This is a genomic window from Sedimentibacter sp. B4 (genome assembly GCF_000309315.1).
Taxonomy (GTDB): domain Bacteria; phylum Bacillota; class Clostridia; order Tissierellales; family Sedimentibacteraceae; genus Sedimentibacter; species Sedimentibacter saalensis.
On sequence record NZ_CANG01000959.1, the window covers coordinates 87,247 to 108,603 of the forward strand.

Sequence of the window (21,357 nt, forward strand, 5' to 3'; positions counted from 1 at the left end):
AGCTTTATTTTCTGTCATAATTATTCATCCTTCCTTGCATAAGTTTATGTATTCTATAATGAGCATCTTCATATTTATATTTTCCAAGCTAATCTGAATTTAAATTACATATAATATTATAAGCATATATATTACTTAAAACTCATGCATATTCTATACTTTTTGTATATGAACTATTTAATGTCCTTTTATATGTTGAGACTAATCGTTCTATTAAAAATATAATTCTTTCAATATCCATATCATTAGCTGCCTGTTCCAATTCTTTTATTAATTCAAACAATTCATTTTCATCAAATTCGCTGGGCCTTTCTATAAATATTTTATCCATATTTGTTTCTATTTGATTTTTGTCATTACTTATCAGCAACTCTTCGTAAAGCTTTTCACCTGGCCTCAATCCTGTGTATTCTATTTTTATATCTATTTCCGGTTCTAAACCGGATAGTTTAATTAAATTGTATGCCAAGTCCTTTATTTTGACAGGCTCTCCCATGTCGAGAACAAAGATTTCTCCGCCTTCGGCCATAGATGAAGCTCTGAGGACTAACTGAACTGCCTCCGGTATAGTCATGAAGTAACGTGTTATGTCTTCATGTGTGACAGTTACCGGGCCGCCTTCTTTTATCTGTTCTTTAAACAACGGTATTACTGATCCGTTACTGCCTAGTACATTTCCAAAACGCACTGCTACGAAATCTGTTTCGCTGCGCTTATTATACGACTGAATAATCATCTCTGCAATTCTTTTAGTAGCTCCCATTACATTTGTGGGATTAACTGCTTTGTCAGTTGAAATAAGAACAAACTTTTCAACTTTATTTTCATGAGCTGCTTGTACTAGGTTGTAAGTTCCTATAACATTGTTCTTGATAGCTTCCTCCGGGTTTTTTTCCATGAGAGGCACATGCTTGTGTGCTGCAGCATGAAACACTATATCAATGTTTTGTGAAGCAAATATTTTATCAACTTTATTTTTGTCTCTTATGGAAGCTATTTCAACTTCTAAATCTAGTTTATTGCTATATAATCTGATTAACTCCTGCTGAATACTGTAGGCGTTGTTTTCATATATATCAAAAATGATTAGTTTGTTCGGGTTATATGATGATACTTGCCTACAAAGCTCTGAACCTATAGAACCTCCTCCACCTGTTACCAATACTGTTTTTCCTTGGATGTACTCTTTGGTTAATGTACAATCAAGTGTGATTGGTTCTCTTCCAAGCAAATCTTCTACCTGGACGTCTCTTATATTCTCCAAAAGATTATTGGCATTGGTCAATAAGCTGTATACTTCGGGCAATATTTTGAGTTTGCATTTTGTGTCTGCACAAATGTCAAGTATGCGTCTTTTGTTTTCTTTGTCTAGGGATGGTATGGAAATTATTATTTCTTCTATATCATATTTATTCACCATAAATAGTATTTTTTCTGTTGATGATACCACTGGTACAGAATTTATGCTTCTGCCTATTTTCGTTTTATCATCATCCACGATGCACCTTACCAGATAGTTGTTAGGATTATTCCTGTTTATTTCATTTAACATAGCAACTGTAGCCTGTCCTGCCCCAACTATCATAATATTCGTATAATGACTTAATTTTTTTGAGCTTTTATCTCCTACAATCAACACAGCCCTGTATACCACCCTGATGGCCATGGTACAGAAGCTAGTTACAAAAAATGCTACAATATATACATAGTATCTTACAAAAATATTCATTGCTTTTGTCAATATCAAAAAAATTAGGTTTGCAATTACAGAAGACTGCATGCATTTATATATATCCTGGATTCCTGCATATCTCCATATATTCTTGTATACACCCATTAAAATAAATGTTCCAATGTAAATTATAGTATATATATACCAAGTGTTTAGAAACCATTCTATTTTAGTCGGATGTATACCGCTGATAATGTGCGGTGATAAAAATGATACAACCGCAATAAATGTGTCTATAAGCATCAATATATATTTTCTGTATTTATTTAATAACTTAAAAATTTTGTTATACATATCGGACATCTTTGCCCCCAATTACTTTTCTTCCAAAATTTTATTTCTCACCCTTAGATTTATACTTATTCCCAGTCCTAGAATTATCCAAAATATTGGTGCAACACTTACTACATTGTCATTAAACATACCTGCTGCCAGATATCCAATTACGCAAATCAAGCATGAAGATCCCAAATATTTTTCAATAGAATCATAATTTGTTTTGAAATATAATTTCAGGCTGTTTATAATATATATTCCCACTATTGCAATTAATGATATCAGAGTAACAATCCCCGAATTTGTCGCAATCTGCAAATACATATTGTGTGGTTTGTCAACTACTGTGGTTGAATCAGAAAGTGCATTTGATTTAGCCAGTATGTCATCCTGAGGAAATGCGATTGGGTAATTGTCTGGACCCGAGCCAAAAATAACATAATTTTTAAGCAAAGGAATTGTTCTACCCCAAATGTATCCTCTGCTTGATGCAAGTTTTTCCAGTCCATTAAGCGGTTCAAAAGTATCAGCTATCATAGGTGCAGTTAACCTACCTCCTGAACTAATCAGTTTAACACCGGTGTCAGTAAAATAAAAGCTGAAGTTTCTGCCCACCCTAGTTACAGTGACACCGGGATATTTATCTGCAATTGTAATCTTATATCCAGCATATTTTTTATCATTGATAGTTATTTCTTTTCCTTTTGTTGTTATTTCCAATTCATTGTTATTTTCATCCATAAAATACAATTTATTTCCATCAATTTTGAAGTTCAATGTTTCATAATTTGTTTGTATCGCAAATGAATTTTGTCCCAATATTATATCTTCAAATCTAAATGTTTTTTCGTCGTTAGATTTAGCTTTAATCGTGTTAATTTGCTCTTTCACATTGAACGTTTTTATTCTTTTTGAAATCCCGCCTTCGGTATAGTTGTTAAGTCCAACTAAAACCAAAGCAAAAATTATAACCATTCCTGCCGACGCCATCCAGTACTTCATTAAAGCCTTCCTGAAAAGCAACAGCCCAAACACGGCTGATACAGCAACTCCCAGATATCCTGCCCTCGAGTTACAACCTATCCATACAAACAGCATTATTACAACTGCAATTGCTGCTGTTATTCTTTGCTTACTGTTATTTGTTCCTAAAAGTATTGCAACCGCCATAGGCAACATCAGTGTTGCAAAGCTTCCGACAAAGTTTGTGTTGAACAGAGTTCCGTAAATGGTCTTTGGTCCAAATGTAAACGAAAGTCCATCAACCTGAATCTTTCCCGGCACAATCAGACTCTTGCCTATTGTTGATTGGAAGAAGTCAAATCCGAAATATTGACCTACTCCTATTATTCCTTCCACAATCATCAGGAACAAAAATGCATTAACAAATAAATTCACATCCCTTTCACTGTTTACAAAGTTGATTGTCAGGAATGTGATTATGACGTAGCTTAACAGTACAAACATGCCTTGATACATGTCCACAAATCCCCACAGTGCTGTTTGTGTATCTATGGCAAATATAGTTGATATGATTACAAATAATGCATATATTCCAAGTGGTATGTAGTATTGTTTCAAATTCTTGAAAGGTAATTTTTTTGTTTATATAATATTATGTAAAAAATAAGTCCTATTAATGTAAGTGCAACTACCCAGCGGGATTTCCAGTAGCTGAAAAAATCCAGGTACTGCTGCTGGCCTGTCCAATAAAGAGACTGTGTTGTTCCTGTCAAATCAATGTACTTAGCGTATACTATAAGAGGTACAAAGCCTGCAATCAACAAAAGTGGCATGAAATAAATAGTTGATAATCTTTTGTTTTCGTAATCTATTTTAATAGGTTCTTGTTTTGCTTGTTCTCTTTTGACTTTCAATTTTGATCCCCCATATTAATGTAATAATTTGTCGCAATTATTTTATGCTTATATATTATAACACGGTATGCTTCAAAAGCAAACAAAAATATGCCTTTTTCAATATATTGATTTATTCTTGATGCCTTTAACACTAATGCAAACATTCTTATTAATATTTATAAATATTTCAACACATATAGTAATGTAAGCGATTATTTTCAAATAATCTTATTTATAGAAAACACCCCACAAGTATGGACGTCACAGAAAAAGTATATTTATGTCATACTGGACGATAATGAAGGATCTCATCTTTGTTGAAAATATAATTTCCTCCGAGCAAGCTCTCAGAATGACAGTGAATAATTCATAGTTTTTCAGTGGCCTCCAAGTATGTGAGGTGCTTTCATGTTCATAAACTAGGGGGTTAATCTTATTGTTCTAAATAAACATTGAAACTGTATGTACCTGCAGTATTAAATGTTATATTTAAGTTTGTTGCGTCATCAAATGATATTTCTCCCATGTTGAATACCAGTTTGCCGGTTACTGTGTCATCTGGTGTTACTGTTGCATTAACTGAACTTGTAATAACAACATTTTCTGCTACAATATCAGTCTTGCTAACTTCAATAACCAGAGCTGTATTTTCAACCGAATCTACTCCGGCTTTTAAAGAAGCTTTTATTGAAACACTTTGTACTTGATCTACTGTCGCATTTATTGAACCGCTTAATCCTTCTAATGTTACAGGAATTGCATTTTCTGCTCTCAAATAATATTGTTGCTGTCCATAGATTCCTATTTGAGTCAAGTCAGTTCCGGTTGAAGTAACATTGCCTGATACTCCATCTTCCCAGATTGTTGGAAGTGCAATTGCTTCATCAGCATTTACCAGTGTTCCTGTTACAGTCAATTTTGGCGTTGCTGTTATACCACTTCCTTTTGACACTTCAATTCCACCAAATTCATTTCCGCTTAATGTTGTTGTTCTTATTAATTTAACTTCAGCTCCGTTAACCAGTATGCCTCCGTCAGCTCCGGTTACAGTGATATTACTGAGAACAACACCTATTGAACTTATAGCCTGGATACCATATGTTCCTTGCCATATAGCTTTTGGTGTCATTTGAACTTTCAAATTGTTGATTGTTACGTTGTTTGCACTTACCAGAATACCATGTCTTGTTCCATATACTGAATCATTGATAGCATCTGTGAAACTTAATGTATAATTGTTGCCGTTGATTGTAATTGGTCTGTCAGCCACTATTCTTGCATCTATTTCCCCTATGTTTGCATTGATGTTTATAATAGTCTTAGCAGTGTTTGCAAGTGCTGCCCTTAAATCAGCCAATGTAGATACCTCTGCTATGTTGGCATTTGGGTCAACAGCGTGATCTGGTACCAGGTATTATTGTACTTGATCTGATTTAAAAGTATAGTTTAAAGTAAAAATTCCTTCAGCAACTGTTACGGTTCTGGTTATTTTATCTTCCCATATTGTAGGCTGTCCGTATTTTTCTGATGTATTGGTAAATGAAACTCCTGTAGCTGTAAGTGATGGATCTGGCAACCCTTCTGCAGTACCCTTGCTAACTTCAATTCCTCCAAATTCGTTGTCTGATACATTTATTGTTCCTGTCAGTGTAACTGCTGAAGCATTAACCAGCAATCCTCCGTCAGCTCCGCTCAGTTTAATATTACTGATTGCTACTCCAGTGGTGTTATAAATCTGAAGCACATAATTTCCTTGCCAATCTTCATCATTACCTGTAAATGTTATTGCATGTCCATTGCCGTTTATTGTAACAGCACGGCTAACCACCAACTCTTCTGCTGTAGTTATGTCGCCTGTCAGATTGATTGTATTTATTGTAGTGTTCGAAACTGCTGCTTTAAAGTCAGCCAAATTAGCAACATCTGCTGAAGTCAAACTGATATTATTAATAAATAACATTTTTTATTTCCATTAACATTATATTACTTTAAATAATATTTAAACGCCTTAATACGCTCGAATTTCAGAATGTTTTAACCATTTTGTGATTTATTTCGACATTTTTTGTCACACATTTCGTATGAGAGAATATGATATGAATGAGCTTGGCTCAAAATTTATATATAAAGGTGTTTTTATCAATGGGTAGACCAAATAATGGTAACGTAGCTGGTAATACTGGCAGAAGAAAATGCAACAATGGTAATGTAGGCGGCGAAACTGGACTAAGAAGATGCGATTGCGAATGTGTTTATGAATGCTTGTTTGAATTGTTAGCTGAAGCTGTAGAAGACCACCATGACTGCTGGCATCCTTGCCACGATAGACCTGGATCAGTAAACCCTGGCGGCGGAACCAGAAATAGATGCGAATGTGTTTATGAATGCTTGCTTGCATTGTTAAGAGAAGCATTAGATTAATTAAATGTATGTTTTGAGACACCTTTGGGTGTCTCTTTTTGGTTGGAATTATATAAAATATTGGAGTTTGACTTTCGGGCGGACACAAGGTCCGCCCCTACGTCTTGGCGAGCAAAATATACCGTTTGTTGAAATATGAATGTGAAAGGACACAAGGTCCGAGCATACAGTTTGGTGAGCAATTGTTTCGTTTTTGTTTAAATATTAATGCGGGAGGACACGAGGTCCTCTCCTACAGATTATGTTTTTTCAGGAATTTTTCAAGGTCTTCTGCAAATAAGGGCTTGCTGTAGTAAAATCCCTGTATATAGTCGCAGTCTGCAGATTTTAATAACTCAACCTGAGAGAGAGATTCCACTCCTTCGGCTACAATCTTCATGCCAAACAAGTGAGTTGCATTTATCATGCATTTTATTATTGCAAAGTTTTTCTCATTTGAAATTTTGTCTATGAGTTTTTTTTCTATCTTTAAATAATCAAATATTTCGCCGTATTCCATAAGGTATTTAGCCGAGTTGAAACCAGATCCGTAATCATCAAGTGACATCTTGATTCCCATTTTTTTCAGTTTTCTAAATTGTTCAAGGGCGTTTTTTTCATCAAGTATGATTATTCTTTCAGTAAGTTCAAATTCCAGATTATTAGGATTTACACAGTATTCATCTAAACATTCCCTTACATACTCAACAAATGTATCATCGGATAATTCCTTTGCGGAAAGATTTATTGATACAGGCATGATAATGCCCTTTTCATCCCATCTTTTCATCTGCATGGCTGTGTTTTTTATAACCCATCTTGTTATTTGATTTATAAAACCTGCATCCTCAGCCCTTCTTATTAGTTCTGAAATTGACATGCTTTTCTTATCCTTGTCTTTCCACCTCAAAAGCGCTTCAACTCCAATAACTGAATTGTTTTTCACATCTATTTTCGGCTGATATGATAATGTGAACATGTCATTTTGAAGAGAGTGGTACAATGAAACAAGTCCGCTGTAATACTTTTCCTGTTCTATTTCTATAATATCATCATAAATGACAACTTCGCTATGGCACCTCAAACATTGCTCAATAGCCTTGTCAAGCTTTACAATCAGCCTGTCACCATCGGTTTCATGTTTGGGATAATTTATTACAGCTCCCTTCACCACTATTGATATGGGAAAGCTATCTATGTATACAGGGCTTTTCGTTGTGGCAATGAAATCCTTGGCTGACTTTGCTGCTTCCCATGCATCCCATTCAGGAAGTATGACAGTTATTTTTTTGCTTGTTGCTGCATAAATTGTACCGTCTTCAAAATACTTTTCAGTTTTCTTCAACAATTCAACAAAAGATTTCTGACTTGTTTCTATGTCAACGTAACGCTTGATCATATCAATATTCTGAAATTCAAACATGATTACCGATATTTGCTGATATTTTCCGCTTGATGCCATAGTACATAAATCAAGTTTAAACTTGTTGAAGTTGTAATATCCGGTCCTCAAGTCCTCATAAGCTTTTCTTTTTTCGAGTTCTTCTGTTTTTTTAATCAGTTCAATGAGTGATCCCACAAATACAACTATGACAATGAATATACCAATCCTGAACAACCACATGGCAGGCGACTGCATAATATTGTTTGCAGAATTAATCGGCAAATAAGGCCCTACTGCCAGACCTGCAACAACAGCTGTGATGATTCCTCCCTTGATTCCGAAAACCAAGACAGAAAAAAATAGCGGTATATATAAAAGGTGAAGGGACGAATTGCTGCCTCCTGTCATGTATGCAATCAAAGTTGTTAAGAAAATGGAAAATATAATAAAAACAATGCTCAGCGGATAATTGTATGTGTCCTTGCCCAAGTCAGCAACCAACGTTTGCAGTTTTTTATTCATAATTTCTCCTATATTTTATCGCGTTTTATATTATTCGGGTATGCCATGGAAAAAACAGGGTGAAAAAATTAAATAAATCATTGTTGAATGAACTGTATTTACATAGACTACTTATGTTTTCAAACAGCAATACAAATATTTTATATTATTACAGCATTTTTAGCAAGAGTATAATAATAAAACGAAAATTTAATTATACAAACATAAAGCGTAATTGTGGCATACTGTTTACCATTAATCTTTTCTGATTTTTATTGCAAAGTTTATATTTTAATAATACAATATAATCACCACTTAAGATGATTCTGAGAATTTTTGAGAACAAAAAAGCAAAAGTGGATTAAATATGAAAAGAGGTGTATTTAATGAATCCAATGAGAAGAAAAGACCGTGAAATGGACAAGGACTTTGCATACGCTGTAATTGATAAATCACAGTTTGGAACTTTGGCCACAATAAATGAAGACGGAAGTCCATACTGTATTCCTGTTTCTCCTGTAAGAAGAGATGATAAAATTTACTTTCATTCTGCAAAACTTGGAACTAAAATTGAAAATATAAAAAGAAATCCAAAAGTATGTATGTCATTTGTAGGAGACGTGCATGTTCCTGTTGAACTTAATGAAAACACAGATTCAAATCAGGAAATCAAGAAAACTCTGGAGACAAGATTCACCACTGAGTTTGAATCTGCAGTTGTGTTTGGAAATGTGAGCATAGTTGAAGATAAAAATGAGAAAATTATGGGACTTAGGCTCATAAGTGAAAAATACACTCCCGGTGACATGGAGTACTTTGATGCGGCAATTGATGTGAGTTACAATGTTACATATCTTTTGAGAATTGATATTGAACATGTTACAGGAAAAAGAAAAAAATATGATAAAAGCGGAACTGAAATGAAATGGGGCCGAATGGAACAACAGTAACCCCTTTTATTATTGTGCATATAATTTATTAAAACAGTGTTTAAAGTATTTTCAGCTGGGTATATTATTGATACAACAAATTGTACTTACTTACAATAATCTGAAAAGTAATTCCAACAGATCGCTGCATAAAGTTGAAGAATAAGAGCTATAATGAAAGCTCAATTTGCAGTCATAGTATCAGAAAATGAAAACAGATGTAAGATAAGTTAATTTGATCTTGATGGTGACGAATGAGGTGATTCCAACAGGATTCGAATTAGAAAACCCAAATAGATAGCACCCGATTTTCGAATTGAAAAGAAAATTGGGTGCTATCTATATTTTTGGATTTTAATTTGAATAATCTCTGTATTGTGATATACTTAATGAGATTAAATTTGAAGAGGTATGTTATGGAACTGAAAAATTTTAACAATCCAAATAAGAACAAATTGGTGTACATTTTGACAATACTGCTTTCAGTAGCATTTATACTAGCTGGCTACAACATGAACAAAGTTAGCTTTGCCAGTCAGCAATACGATAAATCCTACAAGGCTGAAATTATTTCTGTTGATGATGTTTCAGAAGAAACCATTGACAGCGGCTATGAAACATTTTCAAGCAAAACAATAAGTTTTACTGCAAAAATAACAAACGGTGACCAAAAAGGAACCGTTACAAATGCAAGACAGTACATGGACGACATGGTAGCTGTTGATGCCAAGGTGGTAGAACAAGGGGACAAGATTCTCATGTCTTCCCTTATTGCAAGGGACGGCGATGGCAAAGAATGGACATTTGTTGAATATGACAGAAGCGGTGTTCTCTTGATGCTTTTAATAAGCTTCTTCCTTCTAATAATTTTGTTTGGGCGCAAAAAAGGACTTAACACCATAATTTCACTGGTGCTCACATGTTTATCAATATTCATGGTGTTTGTTCCATCAATTCTTAAAGGTAACAACATTTATTTGTCATCAATAATTGTGAGCATTTTCATAATTTTCATGAGCTTGTTGCTAATAAATGGAGCAGACAAAAAAACATTGTGCGCCATTGTTGGAAACCTTGGTGGACTTATGATTGCAGGGATCCTTGCATACTTCATAAGCAAGATTTTAAATCTCACCGGAATAACAGACGACGACACCATGTTTTTACTTATGCTTGAAACAGAAAAGCCAATTGACCTCATTGCGGTGTTGTGGAGCAGCATAGTTATCGGTTCCCTTGGAGCAGTAATGGACGTTTCCATGTCAATTGCTTCTGCATTAAATGAGCTTTCAGAAAACATGGTTGAAAAAAGTTTCAAAACAATGCTTAAGTCTGGACTAAACATTGGGCAGGATGCCATAGGAACAATGACAAATACATTGATTCTGGCGTATATAGGAAGTTCTCTGGCTGTAGTGCTCCTGCTTGTTGCAAACTACAACGACACACTTTTGCTGTTCAACCTGGAAATGATTGTGTTTGAAATAATACAGGCCATCATAGGCAGCATGGGAATTTTGTTTGCAATACCAATAACGTCTGTATTTGCAGCATATGTGTATAATTTAAAGAAATGATCGTGATTTCAGGTTCACAAATATAAATTCATCATTAAACCGGGAATCTGAATTCACCGCTAAATGTTATATTATCAATCTGTAGGGGCGTATCTTGTATACGCCCGCTGTTATTATTTCAATGAATTTATATAGCGGGAGGACACGAGGTCCTCCCCTACAACCTGGGAATTCTAGTTCACCAAAATGCAAAAGTTTTAATACCGGAATTTCCGGTATTTTTTTGTTCGGAAAAATATTGAAATAATCTATTGAACTTATTAAAAAGTTGTGTTATATTAGTCAGGTATTTATTTAAAGAACACGTGTACACATATCGAGAACAATTTGCGGAGGTAACTATGGAAAAAGTAGGATTAGGAATTTTAGGAATGGGCACGGTAGCATCAGGACTTATTAATATAATTGGTATTAACAATTCTAAAATAACCGGAAGTTTAAATAAAGAATTAGTTATAAACAAAGTACTGGTAAAAAGCCTTGACAAAAAACGCGACGTTAATTTGTCGCAGGAAGTTTACACAACAGATGCGGATGATGTAATAAACCACAAGGATACTCAAATCATTGTGGAGCTCATTGGCGGAATCAGTCCTGCTTACGAGTACATAAAGGCAGCACTTAACAATAAGAAACATGTTGTAACTGCCAACAAGGCGCTTATTGCAACACATGGTGAAGAGCTTGAAGAGCTTGCTTATAAAAATGGAGTATCGCTCATGTATGAAGCAAGTGTTGCAGGGGGTATCCCAATTATAAACACAATGACAGACAATCTTTGTGCAAATGAAATTACCGACATAACAGGCATCATCAACGGAACCACAAACTACATACTCACACAGATGGCTGAAAACAACCTTGAATACGAACAAGCAGTAAAAGATGCACAAGCTCTTGGGTTTGCAGAGGCAGACCCTTCTTCGGACGTTGAAGGTGATGACGCTGCATACAAGCTTTCCATCTTGTCTACAATTGCATTTGGACAAAGAATAAACGTAAGAGATATTCCAAAGGAAGGAATAACAAAAATATCAAAAGAAGACATAAGTTATGCTAAGGAACTTGGCTACAACATAAAACTTCTGGCTTCTGCCTCAAGGAAAGGTGATGAAATAGAGCTGAGAGTTCATCCCGCCTTTGTTCCGGCAAGCCATCCTCTTTCAACTGTAAAAAACGAGTACAATGCAGTATTCCTGAAGGGAAATGCTGTTGGAGGACTTATGCTTTACGGCAAGGGAGCAGGCTCGCTGCCAACAGGAAGCGCTGTTCTGGGAGATGTTATGCACATTGTGAAAACAGGCGGAAAGGCTAAAGATGATTTGAAGAAAGAAAATAAATATTTAATCGCCAACAAAGCCCACAAGCAATACTACATCCGTTTTGAGGTAATAGACAAGCCGGGAGTTCTTGCAAACATTGCAAGCATATTCGGAAAAAATGACATAAGTCTGGCATCCGTAGTTCAAAGACAAAAAAACGGAGATGAAACTGCACCACTGGTATTCATAACTCATGAAGTAGACAGAAAAAATATCAACGCAGCCCTTGAGGAAATAAAAGACTACAATAATGTTACTCAGATTGCAAGCATCATAGTGGTTGAAAATTTCAAATAATTTGAATTAAAAACAACGGGCGGATACACGATGAGGTCACTGGAAAACTATACATTTATTCACTGTCATTCTGAGAGCTTGCTCGAAGAATCTCATGTTTTCAACAAAGATGAGATCCTTCGCTATCGCTCAGGATGACAGGAATAGACTTTTTCAGTAACGTCTACAATATCCGTCCGTACAATTTATATTACACCATTATTTCTTTTTAAAACTGTTTATTGCGCTGCAGAAAATTTCTGCCAATATTTCATTTCCCTGCTCATTGAAATGAAGTCCGTCTGTGTAGTAATCTCCCGGTTTCAATTCTGTAGCTTTTTCAAATTCCTCATAAAAGTCAATATACTTGATGTTGAATGTTTTACAGAACTTAAATATCCACTGGCGGTATTCGTAAAGTTCTTTTGCTACCATTTCAAAATCCGTGAATTCGCTCCAGTCCTGTCTTACATTCTTTAAATCTATCTTTGTTGGAATTCCAATTATGGGGTCTATGTATTTTGCAATGGACTGATGAGCCATGGACATGATGTTTGCCTTTACTACGCCCAAATCAGCGCCTGCAATAAAATCATTCACACCACCCATAATAAGGACTGCTTCAGGCCTTTTCATATAAACAGATTCATGATAACGGCTGAGCATTCCTCCGCTTGTGTCTCCGTTTATTCCTTCATTGACTATTTCAATATTCAGCTTATCCTGAGCAATTTTGGTCCATATTTTTGATCTTCTTACTCCAAATCCATATGTAAGGCTGTCGCCCAAACAAACTATTTTCATATCTATCCCTTTCACCGCTGACAAAATTTTCTTGTTTTTAAACAATATCACATCATTTAAGCGGTGTAAAGGCCTTATTATAAGTTTCCTGCAAATGCATTTTCTATGACCGCCATATAATCTTCCTTGCTCATTGGGCGTGGATTGCTTTCAGTTGAAATATTTTTTACTGACATTTCAGCAAGCATTTCAAAGTCACTTTGATTAACACTGAGGCTTGAAAACAAAGGAAGCTTAACATCAACAGCAAGTTTTTTTACTGCGTTTACTGCCTTTTTTGCTCCATCTTCAACTGTGCTGTACTCAATGCCCATTGCTTTGGCAATTCTTGCATATCGTTCCAAACAAAAGCTCATGTTGTAATCCATAACGTATGGCAGGAATATTGCATTGCATACGCCGTGAGGCAAATCATATACTCCTCCCAATGATTCAGCCACACAGTGAACAGAAGCCACGTCAGAATGACTGAAAGCTATGCCTGCAAGCATGCTGCCTAAAAGCATGGCGCTTCTTGCTTCTAAATTGCTGCCTTCATTGACTGCAGTCAGAAGATTGTTGTAAATCAGTTCCACAGCATATAATGCCACAGCATCGCTTATGGGTTCCGCACATGTTGCAGTGTATGCTTCTATGGCATGTGTAAGTGCATCCATGCCTGTTGAAGCTGTTATATGAGAAGGAAGTGACAAAGTGAGTTCAGGATCGCATATGGCAACCTTGGCTGCAGTGTACTGGCTTTTTACAGTCATTTTGTAATTGTTTGCAGTATCAGTGATTACAGAAGAAAATGTAAGCTCACTTCCTGTACCGGATGTTGTTGGAATTGTTATTAAAAGAGGAAGAGGCTCTGTAGCAGCAGTCTTGCCTTCGTACTTCTTTATTTTGTCAGCATTGTGTGCAAGAAGAACACCGACGGATTTTGCACAGTCAATAGGGCTTCCTCCACCAACCGCTATAATGGAATCAGAACTAAATTCTCTTGCAATTCTTGCTCCTTCTTCTGCATTGACGTCCTTTGGATTTGCTTCCACTCCGTCATAAACTATGTATTTTATGTCATCCTTGTCCAAAATTGATGTAACTTTATCTAAAATACCTGCATTTCTAACACCCTTGTCGGTCACTATGATGGGTCTTTTTCCTCCGAAGGTTTTCATTTCGTCGCTTAATGCATTTAGACATCCCGGTCCGTACACAATTTTTGTAGGTAATGTGAAGCTAAATGGTGATGTAAAATTGTTCATATTATTCCCTCCAAGATTTTTATATAATAATATATCTTTTTGTTTATTAATTCAACTATAAACATAATCAGATCTTAATATTTATTCCTTAGCGTAGGTCTTGTGCCCGCCCGCTGTTGTAGTTCAATAATTTTGTTTCATTTTTTCTCTTAATGCAAAAATTGATTTTTCCAGTGCTTCTGCAGTCTTCACTTCTACCAGAGCCATTATGTCTTTTTGTTCTGCAAAATTCATGAGTTCCATAATGTCAAGTTCTCCTTCAAAGAGGACCTGGTGGTCCTTTTTATGTAAACAATCATGTATATGCATGTGGGCAATACTTTTTTCATTTTCCATCAAATACTTCCTGTCAGTAAATGAGCTTACAGCATCGTGCCCTGTGTCCCATGTAAGTTTTATGTTCGGGTGAGTGATTGATTCATCCAATGTTTTTTGTATGAACAATTTACCGAAGTTACTGCTGTTTTCTATTGATAAAATCACATTTTTTTCTTCAGCCTTTTGTGAAAGAGTCTTGATTGATTTAATGAAATTGTTTGTGAACTCTTCAGAGTATTGGTCATATATGTAGACCTTCCTGTCAGGGAGAGTCATTTTTGCTCCTTCAATTATGTGCATGTTTAAAAGTTTGATTCCTGCTCGTTCAGCCCAGTCAATGGTGTCTGAAAAAAGCTTCACATAGCCTTCTCTAACACTTTCGTAAAATGTTCCTATGTCAGCATCATCAGGCATGTGCATAGTAAATTCAATACCCTTGTCCTGTGTTATTTTTTTTAACTTTGATGGATTAATATTTTCTATAAAATTGTACGGAAGATTCATGTTTAGCTCAATAAAGTCAAGCTTAAGCTTAAGACACAATTCAACCAGTTCATTTATGGATGTGTATTCAACCAATGCAGGCATTCCCAGTTTCATGTTATGCTCCTAAAATAAATATAGTATTTCTTTTATTATTATAAAATCTGCAGTAGTACACTGCCTCCTAAGAAGCTATCATCCTGAGAGAAACTGCGGGATCTCATTTTGTTGAAAATATGAGATTCTTCAGCTACGCCTCAAAATGACAGGAAAGACTTTTCAGTGACGTCCATTTGCATGGAGACTACTCCATGTTTACTTTGTATGATTCTTAAGAATTTCCAATTCTTCTTCCGTCAGGTGGCGGTATTCTCCAAGCTTTAATTTTTCATCAAGCTTTATTGGCCCCATGGACACCCTTTTCAAATAAGTTACTTCATTGTTTATGGCAATGAACATTCTCTTGACCTGGTGAAACTTACCTTCTCTTATTGTAACATAGCATTTGGAAGGGTAACCAGATTCAATTATTTCAAGCTTTGCAGGAAGCGTCGTGTAATTTTCTTCAGTTAGAAGAATTCCCTTTTCAAATGTTTTAACATCTTCTTCAGTTACTTCTTCAGCTGCTTCCACATAATATGTTTTATCCACGTGCTTTTTCGGTGACAATAAATCATGAGCAAGCTGCCCATCATTAGTTATTAAAAGAAGACCTTCCGTATCCTTATCTAACCTGCCAACAGGAAACGGCTCGTAAAAACTGTCCTCATCATACAGCAAATCTATTACCGTCTTGTCGTAATTGTCTTCTGTGGCTGAAACAACTCCCTGAGGTTTGTTCATTATAAGATATATGTGCTGGACATATTTCATTGTTTCACCATTGTATTTTACCACATCAATATCAGTGTCTATTATTTTGGAACTGTCCTTAACAACCACATCATTTATTTTTATGAGGCCATTCTTAGCAAATTGTTTTATTTCTTTTCTTGATCCAACTCCTATGTTGGAAAGCATCTTGTCTATTCGAAGTTTCATGAGTACCTCTTCTTATTTTCTTTGATTAATTATAACATGTGATGAATATGTGTCAATGCAAAATCCACAAATTCGGGTGGATTGACAAAGGCTTGTTTACTTGCTATGATTCAATTAGGCAAAATAATTTAAGAGAGGTTAATTTATGATTCAAACAATTTTGAAAGGATTTACGGTTGGATTTGCATATGTTGCTCCTATTGGTATGCAAAATATGTATGTTATCAACACAGCCATGACTCAGTCAAAGATGCGGCTTTACATGGTGGCACTGATAACAATTTTCTTTGATATTTCACTGGCATTGGCTTGTTTTTTCGGAATGGGTGCTCTTATAGAGTCGGCACCTGTTGTGAAGCTGATTTTCCTGGGTGCTGGTTCACTTGCTGTCATATGGATTGGAATCGGGCTCATACGCTCTACGCCTAAGCTCAACAATTCCATTGATACAAAGAAGACTATGCTTCAGGTTGCTCTTTCATGTTTTCTTGTTACATGGGCAAACCCTCAGGCTATAATTGACGGAACTTTGTTGTTCGGTGGATTCAGGGCTTCACTTTCAGCTGAAATGTCCAAGTTTTTCATAATAGGTTCTTCACTGGCATCCTTTGTATGGTTTATGTCTCTTGGAACAATAGTAAGCGTGTTCAAGAAAGCCTTCAATGAAAAATCCCTTAAGATAATTAACATTGCTTGCGGAATAGTCATCATTTATTACGGCATAAAACTTGGAATTAAGTTTTTCGAAACATTATAATAGTTTTTGCAAAATTAAAGTGGCGGGTACATAATCATCATTATACCCGCCACTATTTATTTATTTTTCGTAAGCTATGTTTGCTCCAATTTCCTGAAGCTTTTCTATTATGTTGGCATATCCTCTTTTAATATGGTAAACCTCTGTTATTTCAGTTTCTCCATCTGCTATAAGTCCTGCTATTATAAGTGCTGCACCTGCTCTTAAATCAGTTGCCTTTACTTTGGCACCGCTTAATTTGCTGTTTCCCTTCAGTACTGCGCTGCTTCCTTCTATTTTAACATTCACTCCCATGCGGGCCAGTTCATTGGCATGCATGAATCTGTTTTCAAATATGGTTTCATGAATAATGCTTGTTCCTTCGGCTATGGACAACAGCGACATGAACTGAGCCTGCATATCCGTTGGAAATCCCGGATATGGAAGAGTTTTTATGTCCACAGGTTTTACTATTCCGTCAGATGTCACTCTTATTTTATCGTCAATTTCCTCAACTTTTGCTCCTGCTTCTCTGAGCTTTGCTATGACCGGCTGCAAGTGGCTTGAAACAACATTTTCTATTGTAACATCCCCTCCTGTAGCTGCTGCAGCGACCATGTATGTTCCTGCTTCTATTCTGTCAGGTATTACTGTATGTTCTGTTTTGTGGAGTTTCTTCACTCCCTTGATTCTTATTGTCTTTGTTCCTGCTCCGATAATATTGCCGCCCATACTGTTTATGAAATTTGCAAGATCTACAATTTCAGGTTCTTCAGCTGCATTTTCAAGAACAGTCTCCCCATCAGCAAGAGCTGCGGCCATTATTATGTTTTCAGTTGCCCCTACGCTTGGAAAATCAAGATATATATCCGTTCCAATCAGTTTTTCAGAAACAGCGTTCACATATCCGTTTTCTGATTTTATGTCTGCACCGAGGAATTTAAATCCCTTTAAGTGCAAATCTATTGGTCTTGAACCGATTGCACAGCCTCCCGGCATATAAACCTTTGCGCTTTTACATCTTGTGAGAAGCGGTCCCATTACTAAAAACGATGCTCTCATTTTGCTAATGAGCTCATATGGAGCTTCACAAGTTGCTATTGCTTCAGCCTTAATTTTCAATGACCCTTTTCCGATTTTTTCAATTTTTGCTCCCAAAGCTTCAAGCAGCTTGCACATTACGCGCACATCCTGAAGATTTGGTATATCATGTATAATACATTCTTCATCTGACAAAAGTGTTGCTGCCAGAATTGGAAGGATAGAATTCTTTGATCCGTCGACTCTGATGTTTCCTTTAAGTCCAAGGCTTTTCTTTACTGTAATTTTTTCCATGTTTCTCCTCAAATAACAAATATATGTTATGTAAATCATCGTTTTTCGTTTATTTTTTTAAGTTTTTATAAAGACTCGAATATAATAACACTTTTTATATAACATTTCAATTACAAATTTGACTTAAAGTAAATTTATTTCTGAAAAATTTCCAAAAAATAAAAAAGAAAAAGCGTATGATTAAAATAAAGGGGGACGTTATATTTAAAATTAAGACGCTTCTTCTTTTTTATAATTCTATTATTAGCTCAATAGATTTTTTTATTCATGAAATATAAAATATTTAATAGAATTTTTCAAGCCTTATTTCAGCCTTGAACAAATCTCCGTCAATGCTTATGTCAAGAATTCCGTTTTGTATTTCCATGAGGCTCTTTGCAATTGCAAGACCAAGTCCGCTTCCTTCAGAGCTTCTTGACTCATCACCTCTTTTAAACCTGAGCATGAGCTCATCAGCAGGAATGTTGAGCTCAAATGCAGAAACATTCTTAAAGCATATGAACACTTCTTTTTCCGTCTGGCTCAAATCAATATATACCCTTGATTCCTTCAGTGCATATTTGAAAATATTAGAAAGCAGGTTTTCCATTACCCTGCTGAGTAATCTTCCGTCAGCCTTTGCAAACAGTCTTTCATCAGTCGATGTAACTTTGAATGTCAATTTTGAGTCCATTATTTTTTCATCAAGCTCACCTAATATCTGTGAAACAAGAGCATTCACATTCACTCTTTCAAAATGAGCTTCAATGCTTCCGCTTGTAGCCTTTGCAGCTTCAAACAAGTCTTCCGTCAATGTTTTAAGCCTGCTTGATTTTCTGTCGAGAACATCCAGATACTTAGGAGCATTAGGAGACTGAAGCCCTTCTCTTTTAAGCAAATCAACATATGAAATTATTGAAGTAAGAGGTGTTTTTATGTCATGGGACACATTTGTAATGAGCTCGCTCTTCAGCCTTTCGCTTTTAACTTCATTTTGAACTGCTATGTTAAACCCACTTGTTATTGTGTTTATATCCTCTGAAAGTTGTTTAAATTCTCCGCTTCCGTCAACCTGTATTTTAAATTCATAATCTCCTTGTTTTGCTGTCCTCAATCCCTTAAGTATTGCTTCAAATGTCCTGACTTTTCTGGATACATAATAAACAGCTACAAATCCCATAATAATGAGCAGTACCGGATTGTCCGAAAAATACACCGATACAGCCATGAGGGATATGAGTGCTGCAATGGACTTGAACATCAGAGGTCCGCCTGCTGCAATTTTTACTGCCGCTGCTGATAACCTGGTTATAATCACATAAGCAAGAGATTTTTTTACCAATGTTCTGTTTTTGTAATGTCTTGCAATGGATAAAAAGAATATTAAAAATAACGAAAACAGTGATGCTGATGAAGAAAGCATGGCAAGTTTCATTAATTTTTCACTTGTGTACCTAATATTAAAAACATTATAAAATTCCAGATTAATAATTGCTATGATTCCAGCTATTACAAGAAGGCTTAAATCCGGAAATAACCTATCAAATTTTGCCATATGGATTGCTTCATCATCAGTGACTTTCCCTGTTTCAGCCAAAAGATATGCAAGACATGTGATGAGAACTATGAGACACATTGAAATTATAATAATGTTCACTATCAATGTGTGTCTGTCTTCAAGCCATTTATCAACTCTGAGGCTAAGCCCTTCATCTGTTATTGCTGCATATATTACCATGCTGTTTGTTCCATCCTCAATTGATTCATACGTATCCACAAGTGAGGATGAGTAGCTGCTGTATCCGTTGTTAGGTTCAACCTTCATTCCTCTGCCATCTATGAGTACATAGGCATTTTGAAGTGAGTAATGGTTCCTGCTGTCATTTCCTGTATTTGTACACTCATAATAACCGTCAGTTGCATAGTAAATCAGTCCTTCAGGATTGTTCAGGTCTTCTATTATGTTCTGGTAGTTCACAAGGTCTGACTTTTTAATTGATTCTTTTATATCTTGTATTTCCTTATCTTTTTCACTCCAGAAAAGCTCCTCTGAATCAGCATTGTCTTCGTATCCCTTTTCTGCAAGATAGTTGTTGTATAAATTTGTCAGCTGCCAGCTGTCTTCTATATCAATATATTTTACAGTCTTTCCATCACGGATGTATTTTTCGCTTTTGTAAACCCTTATGAGATGCTCAAGACGGTTTGCTGCATAACGTAGCTCGTTGCTCAGAGTGTTGCTTTTCATGTAGCTTTTTACCGTAATGCTTTCATAATCCTGTACGTTGAGGGTTATGTCAAGTGCAGAAGAAACCCCTATTAAAAGACATATAATCAATAATATAAAGGCTGCAATTTTTGTAATTTTTTTTCGTTTATATGTCTTCCACTTTGTAACCAACACCCCACACCACCTTCAGGTATCTTGGATTTTTAGGATCTATCTCCACTTTTTCTCTTATTCTTCTGATATGAACAGCCACAGTGTTTTCCGGATTGAATGAAGGCTCATTCCACACACTTTCATAAATATCATCAATTGAAAACACTCGTCCTTTGTTTTTTGTCAGGAACAAAAGTATTTTATATTCAACAGGAGTAAGCTTAACTTGCTCTCCATCAACAGTTACTTCTTTTCTTTCATCATCTATCAACAAATTTCCTGTCTTGTAATAATCCTTTTTATCTTTTTCGGTTGCTCCCCCAAGAGTCGTGTAACGTCTTAGCTGAGACTTGACTCTTGCAGTAAGTTCTAAAGGATTAAAGGGCTTTGTTATATAATCGTCAGCTCCCATGTTGAGACCAAGCACAATGTCGCTTTCTTCTGATTTTGCAGTAACCATTATGACAGGAATATTTTTTATTTCCCTAATTTTTGTTGTTGCTTTGATACCGTCCATTCCGGGCATCATTATGTCCATTATAACAAGATGCACATCATTTTTTTCAACAGTATCAATTGCTTCCAGTCCTGAGTAGCATTTTAAAATGTTGTATCCCTCGTTTTTTAAATATACTTCAATTGCTTCTACTATTTCTATATCATCATCGCAAACCAAAATGTTCATTTCAAAGTCCTCCTATGATAATTACCACTATTATAGCATGTTATTTTAAAAAACTACAACAATAAAATACAAGGCGTCATGGACAATGGT

General features: G+C 35.6%; 18 protein-coding genes. 5 read left to right on the top strand and 13 right to left on the bottom strand.

Going from position 1 to position 21,357, the window contains the following annotated elements; translation table 11 throughout:
* Positions 1-142 precede the first annotated feature (142 nt).
* The 5 genes from BN358_RS20165 to BN358_RS20185 all read right to left on the bottom strand — a co-directional run bounded on the left by BN358_RS20165 (position 143) and on the right by BN358_RS20185 (position 5,827).
* Positions 143-2,035, bottom strand: coding sequence for a nucleoside-diphosphate sugar epimerase/dehydratase (locus BN358_RS20165; protein ID WP_019230348.1), 1,893 nt, complete (start codon positions 2,033-2,035; stop codon positions 143-145).
* Positions 2,036-2,047: 12 nt separating this feature from the next.
* The gene (locus tag BN358_RS20170) at positions 2,048-3,589 is read right to left on the bottom strand and encodes an O-antigen ligase (RefSeq protein ID WP_040584042.1); all 1,542 of its coding nucleotides are present in this window, start codon (positions 3,587-3,589) and stop codon (positions 2,048-2,050) included.
* The gene (locus BN358_RS20175; RefSeq protein ID WP_040584044.1) at positions 3,586-3,885 is read right to left on the bottom strand and encodes a hypothetical protein; all 300 of its coding nucleotides are present in this window, start codon (positions 3,883-3,885) and stop codon (positions 3,586-3,588) included. Before BN358_RS20175 ends, BN358_RS20170 begins: the two co-directional genes overlap by 4 nt.
* Before the next feature lie 415 nt (positions 3,886-4,300).
* The gene (locus BN358_RS20180) at positions 4,301-5,278 is read right to left on the bottom strand and encodes a pectate lyase-like adhesive domain-containing protein (protein ID WP_306461336.1); all 978 of its coding nucleotides are present in this window, start codon (positions 5,276-5,278) and stop codon (positions 4,301-4,303) included.
* 3 nt (positions 5,279-5,281) lie between these two features.
* The gene (locus BN358_RS20185; RefSeq protein ID WP_019230351.1) at positions 5,282-5,827 is read right to left on the bottom strand and encodes a pectate lyase-like adhesive domain-containing protein; all 546 of its coding nucleotides are present in this window, start codon (positions 5,825-5,827) and stop codon (positions 5,282-5,284) included.
* A 182-nt stretch (positions 5,828-6,009) separates the two neighbouring features.
* On the opposite strand from BN358_RS20185, the gene BN358_RS20190 reads away from it, so the two are divergent.
* Entirely contained in the window at positions 6,010-6,288 is a 279-nt protein-coding gene (locus tag BN358_RS20190) for a hypothetical protein (RefSeq protein ID WP_019230352.1), read from the top strand.
* Between the two features lie 232 nt (positions 6,289-6,520).
* Here BN358_RS20190 and BN358_RS20195 read toward each other — a convergent pair whose 3' ends face one another.
* Positions 6,521-8,173: an EAL domain-containing protein gene (locus tag BN358_RS20195; protein ID WP_019230353.1), complete on the bottom strand. Its 1,653-nt coding sequence runs from the start codon at positions 8,171-8,173 to the stop codon at positions 6,521-6,523.
* A 365-nt stretch (positions 8,174-8,538) separates the two neighbouring features.
* On the opposite strand from BN358_RS20195, the gene BN358_RS20200 reads away from it, so the two are divergent.
* The 3 genes from BN358_RS20200 (at position 8,539) to BN358_RS20210 (ending at position 12,277) form a co-directional block, all read left to right on the top strand.
* Entirely contained in the window at positions 8,539-9,102 is a 564-nt protein-coding gene (locus BN358_RS20200; protein ID WP_019230354.1) for a pyridoxamine 5'-phosphate oxidase family protein, read from the top strand.
* Positions 9,103-9,497: 395 nt separating this feature from the next.
* Positions 9,498-10,658 (top strand): YibE/F family protein, encoded by a 1,161-nt coding sequence (locus tag BN358_RS20205; RefSeq protein WP_019230355.1) that lies wholly within the window; start codon positions 9,498-9,500, stop codon positions 10,656-10,658.
* A 341-nt stretch (positions 10,659-10,999) separates the two neighbouring features.
* Entirely contained in the window at positions 11,000-12,277 is a 1,278-nt protein-coding gene (locus tag BN358_RS20210; RefSeq protein ID WP_019230356.1) for a homoserine dehydrogenase, read from the top strand.
* Between the two features lie 198 nt (positions 12,278-12,475).
* Here the strand turns inward: BN358_RS20210 and BN358_RS20215 are convergent, their stop codons facing one another.
* The 4 genes from BN358_RS20215 to BN358_RS20230 all read right to left on the bottom strand — a co-directional run bounded on the left by BN358_RS20215 (position 12,476) and on the right by BN358_RS20230 (position 16,149).
* Complete coding sequence (locus BN358_RS20215; protein WP_019230357.1) at positions 12,476-13,060, bottom strand: GDSL-type esterase/lipase family protein; 585 nt, start codon at positions 13,058-13,060, stop codon at positions 12,476-12,478.
* A gap of 77 nt (positions 13,061-13,137) precedes the next feature.
* On the bottom strand, positions 13,138-14,307 hold the full coding sequence (locus tag BN358_RS20220; protein ID WP_019230358.1) for an iron-containing alcohol dehydrogenase: 1,170 nt from the start codon (positions 14,305-14,307) through the stop codon (positions 13,138-13,140).
* A gap of 123 nt (positions 14,308-14,430) precedes the next feature.
* On the bottom strand, positions 14,431-15,225 hold the full coding sequence (locus BN358_RS20225) for a sugar phosphate isomerase/epimerase (RefSeq protein ID WP_019230359.1): 795 nt from the start codon (positions 15,223-15,225) through the stop codon (positions 14,431-14,433).
* Positions 15,226-15,423: 198 nt separating this feature from the next.
* On the bottom strand, positions 15,424-16,149 hold the full coding sequence (locus BN358_RS20230) for a pseudouridine synthase (RefSeq protein WP_019230360.1): 726 nt from the start codon (positions 16,147-16,149) through the stop codon (positions 15,424-15,426).
* 145 nt (positions 16,150-16,294) lie between these two features.
* Here BN358_RS20230 and BN358_RS20235 point away from each other — a divergent pair, with 145 nt between their 5' ends.
* Positions 16,295-16,906: a LysE/ArgO family amino acid transporter gene (locus BN358_RS20235; RefSeq protein WP_019230361.1), complete on the top strand. Its 612-nt coding sequence runs from the start codon at positions 16,295-16,297 to the stop codon at positions 16,904-16,906.
* Positions 16,907-16,966: 60 nt separating this feature from the next.
* On the opposite strand, the gene murA is transcribed toward BN358_RS20235, so the two are convergent.
* The 3 genes from murA to BN358_RS20250 form a co-directional block, all read right to left on the bottom strand.
* Positions 16,967-18,220 (bottom strand): UDP-N-acetylglucosamine 1-carboxyvinyltransferase, encoded by a 1,254-nt coding sequence (murA, locus tag BN358_RS20240; protein ID WP_019230362.1) that lies wholly within the window; start codon positions 18,218-18,220, stop codon positions 16,967-16,969.
* Positions 18,221-18,503: 283 nt separating this feature from the next.
* A complete protein-coding gene (locus BN358_RS20245) occupies positions 18,504-20,603 on the bottom strand; it encodes a sensor histidine kinase KdpD (RefSeq protein WP_019230363.1) in 2,100 nt (699 codons plus the stop codon).
* Positions 20,575-21,267, bottom strand: coding sequence for a response regulator transcription factor (locus tag BN358_RS20250; RefSeq protein ID WP_019230364.1), 693 nt, complete (start codon positions 21,265-21,267; stop codon positions 20,575-20,577). The genes BN358_RS20245 and BN358_RS20250 overlap by 29 nt, the downstream gene beginning before the upstream one ends.
* Between the last annotated feature and the right edge of the window lie 90 nt (positions 21,268-21,357).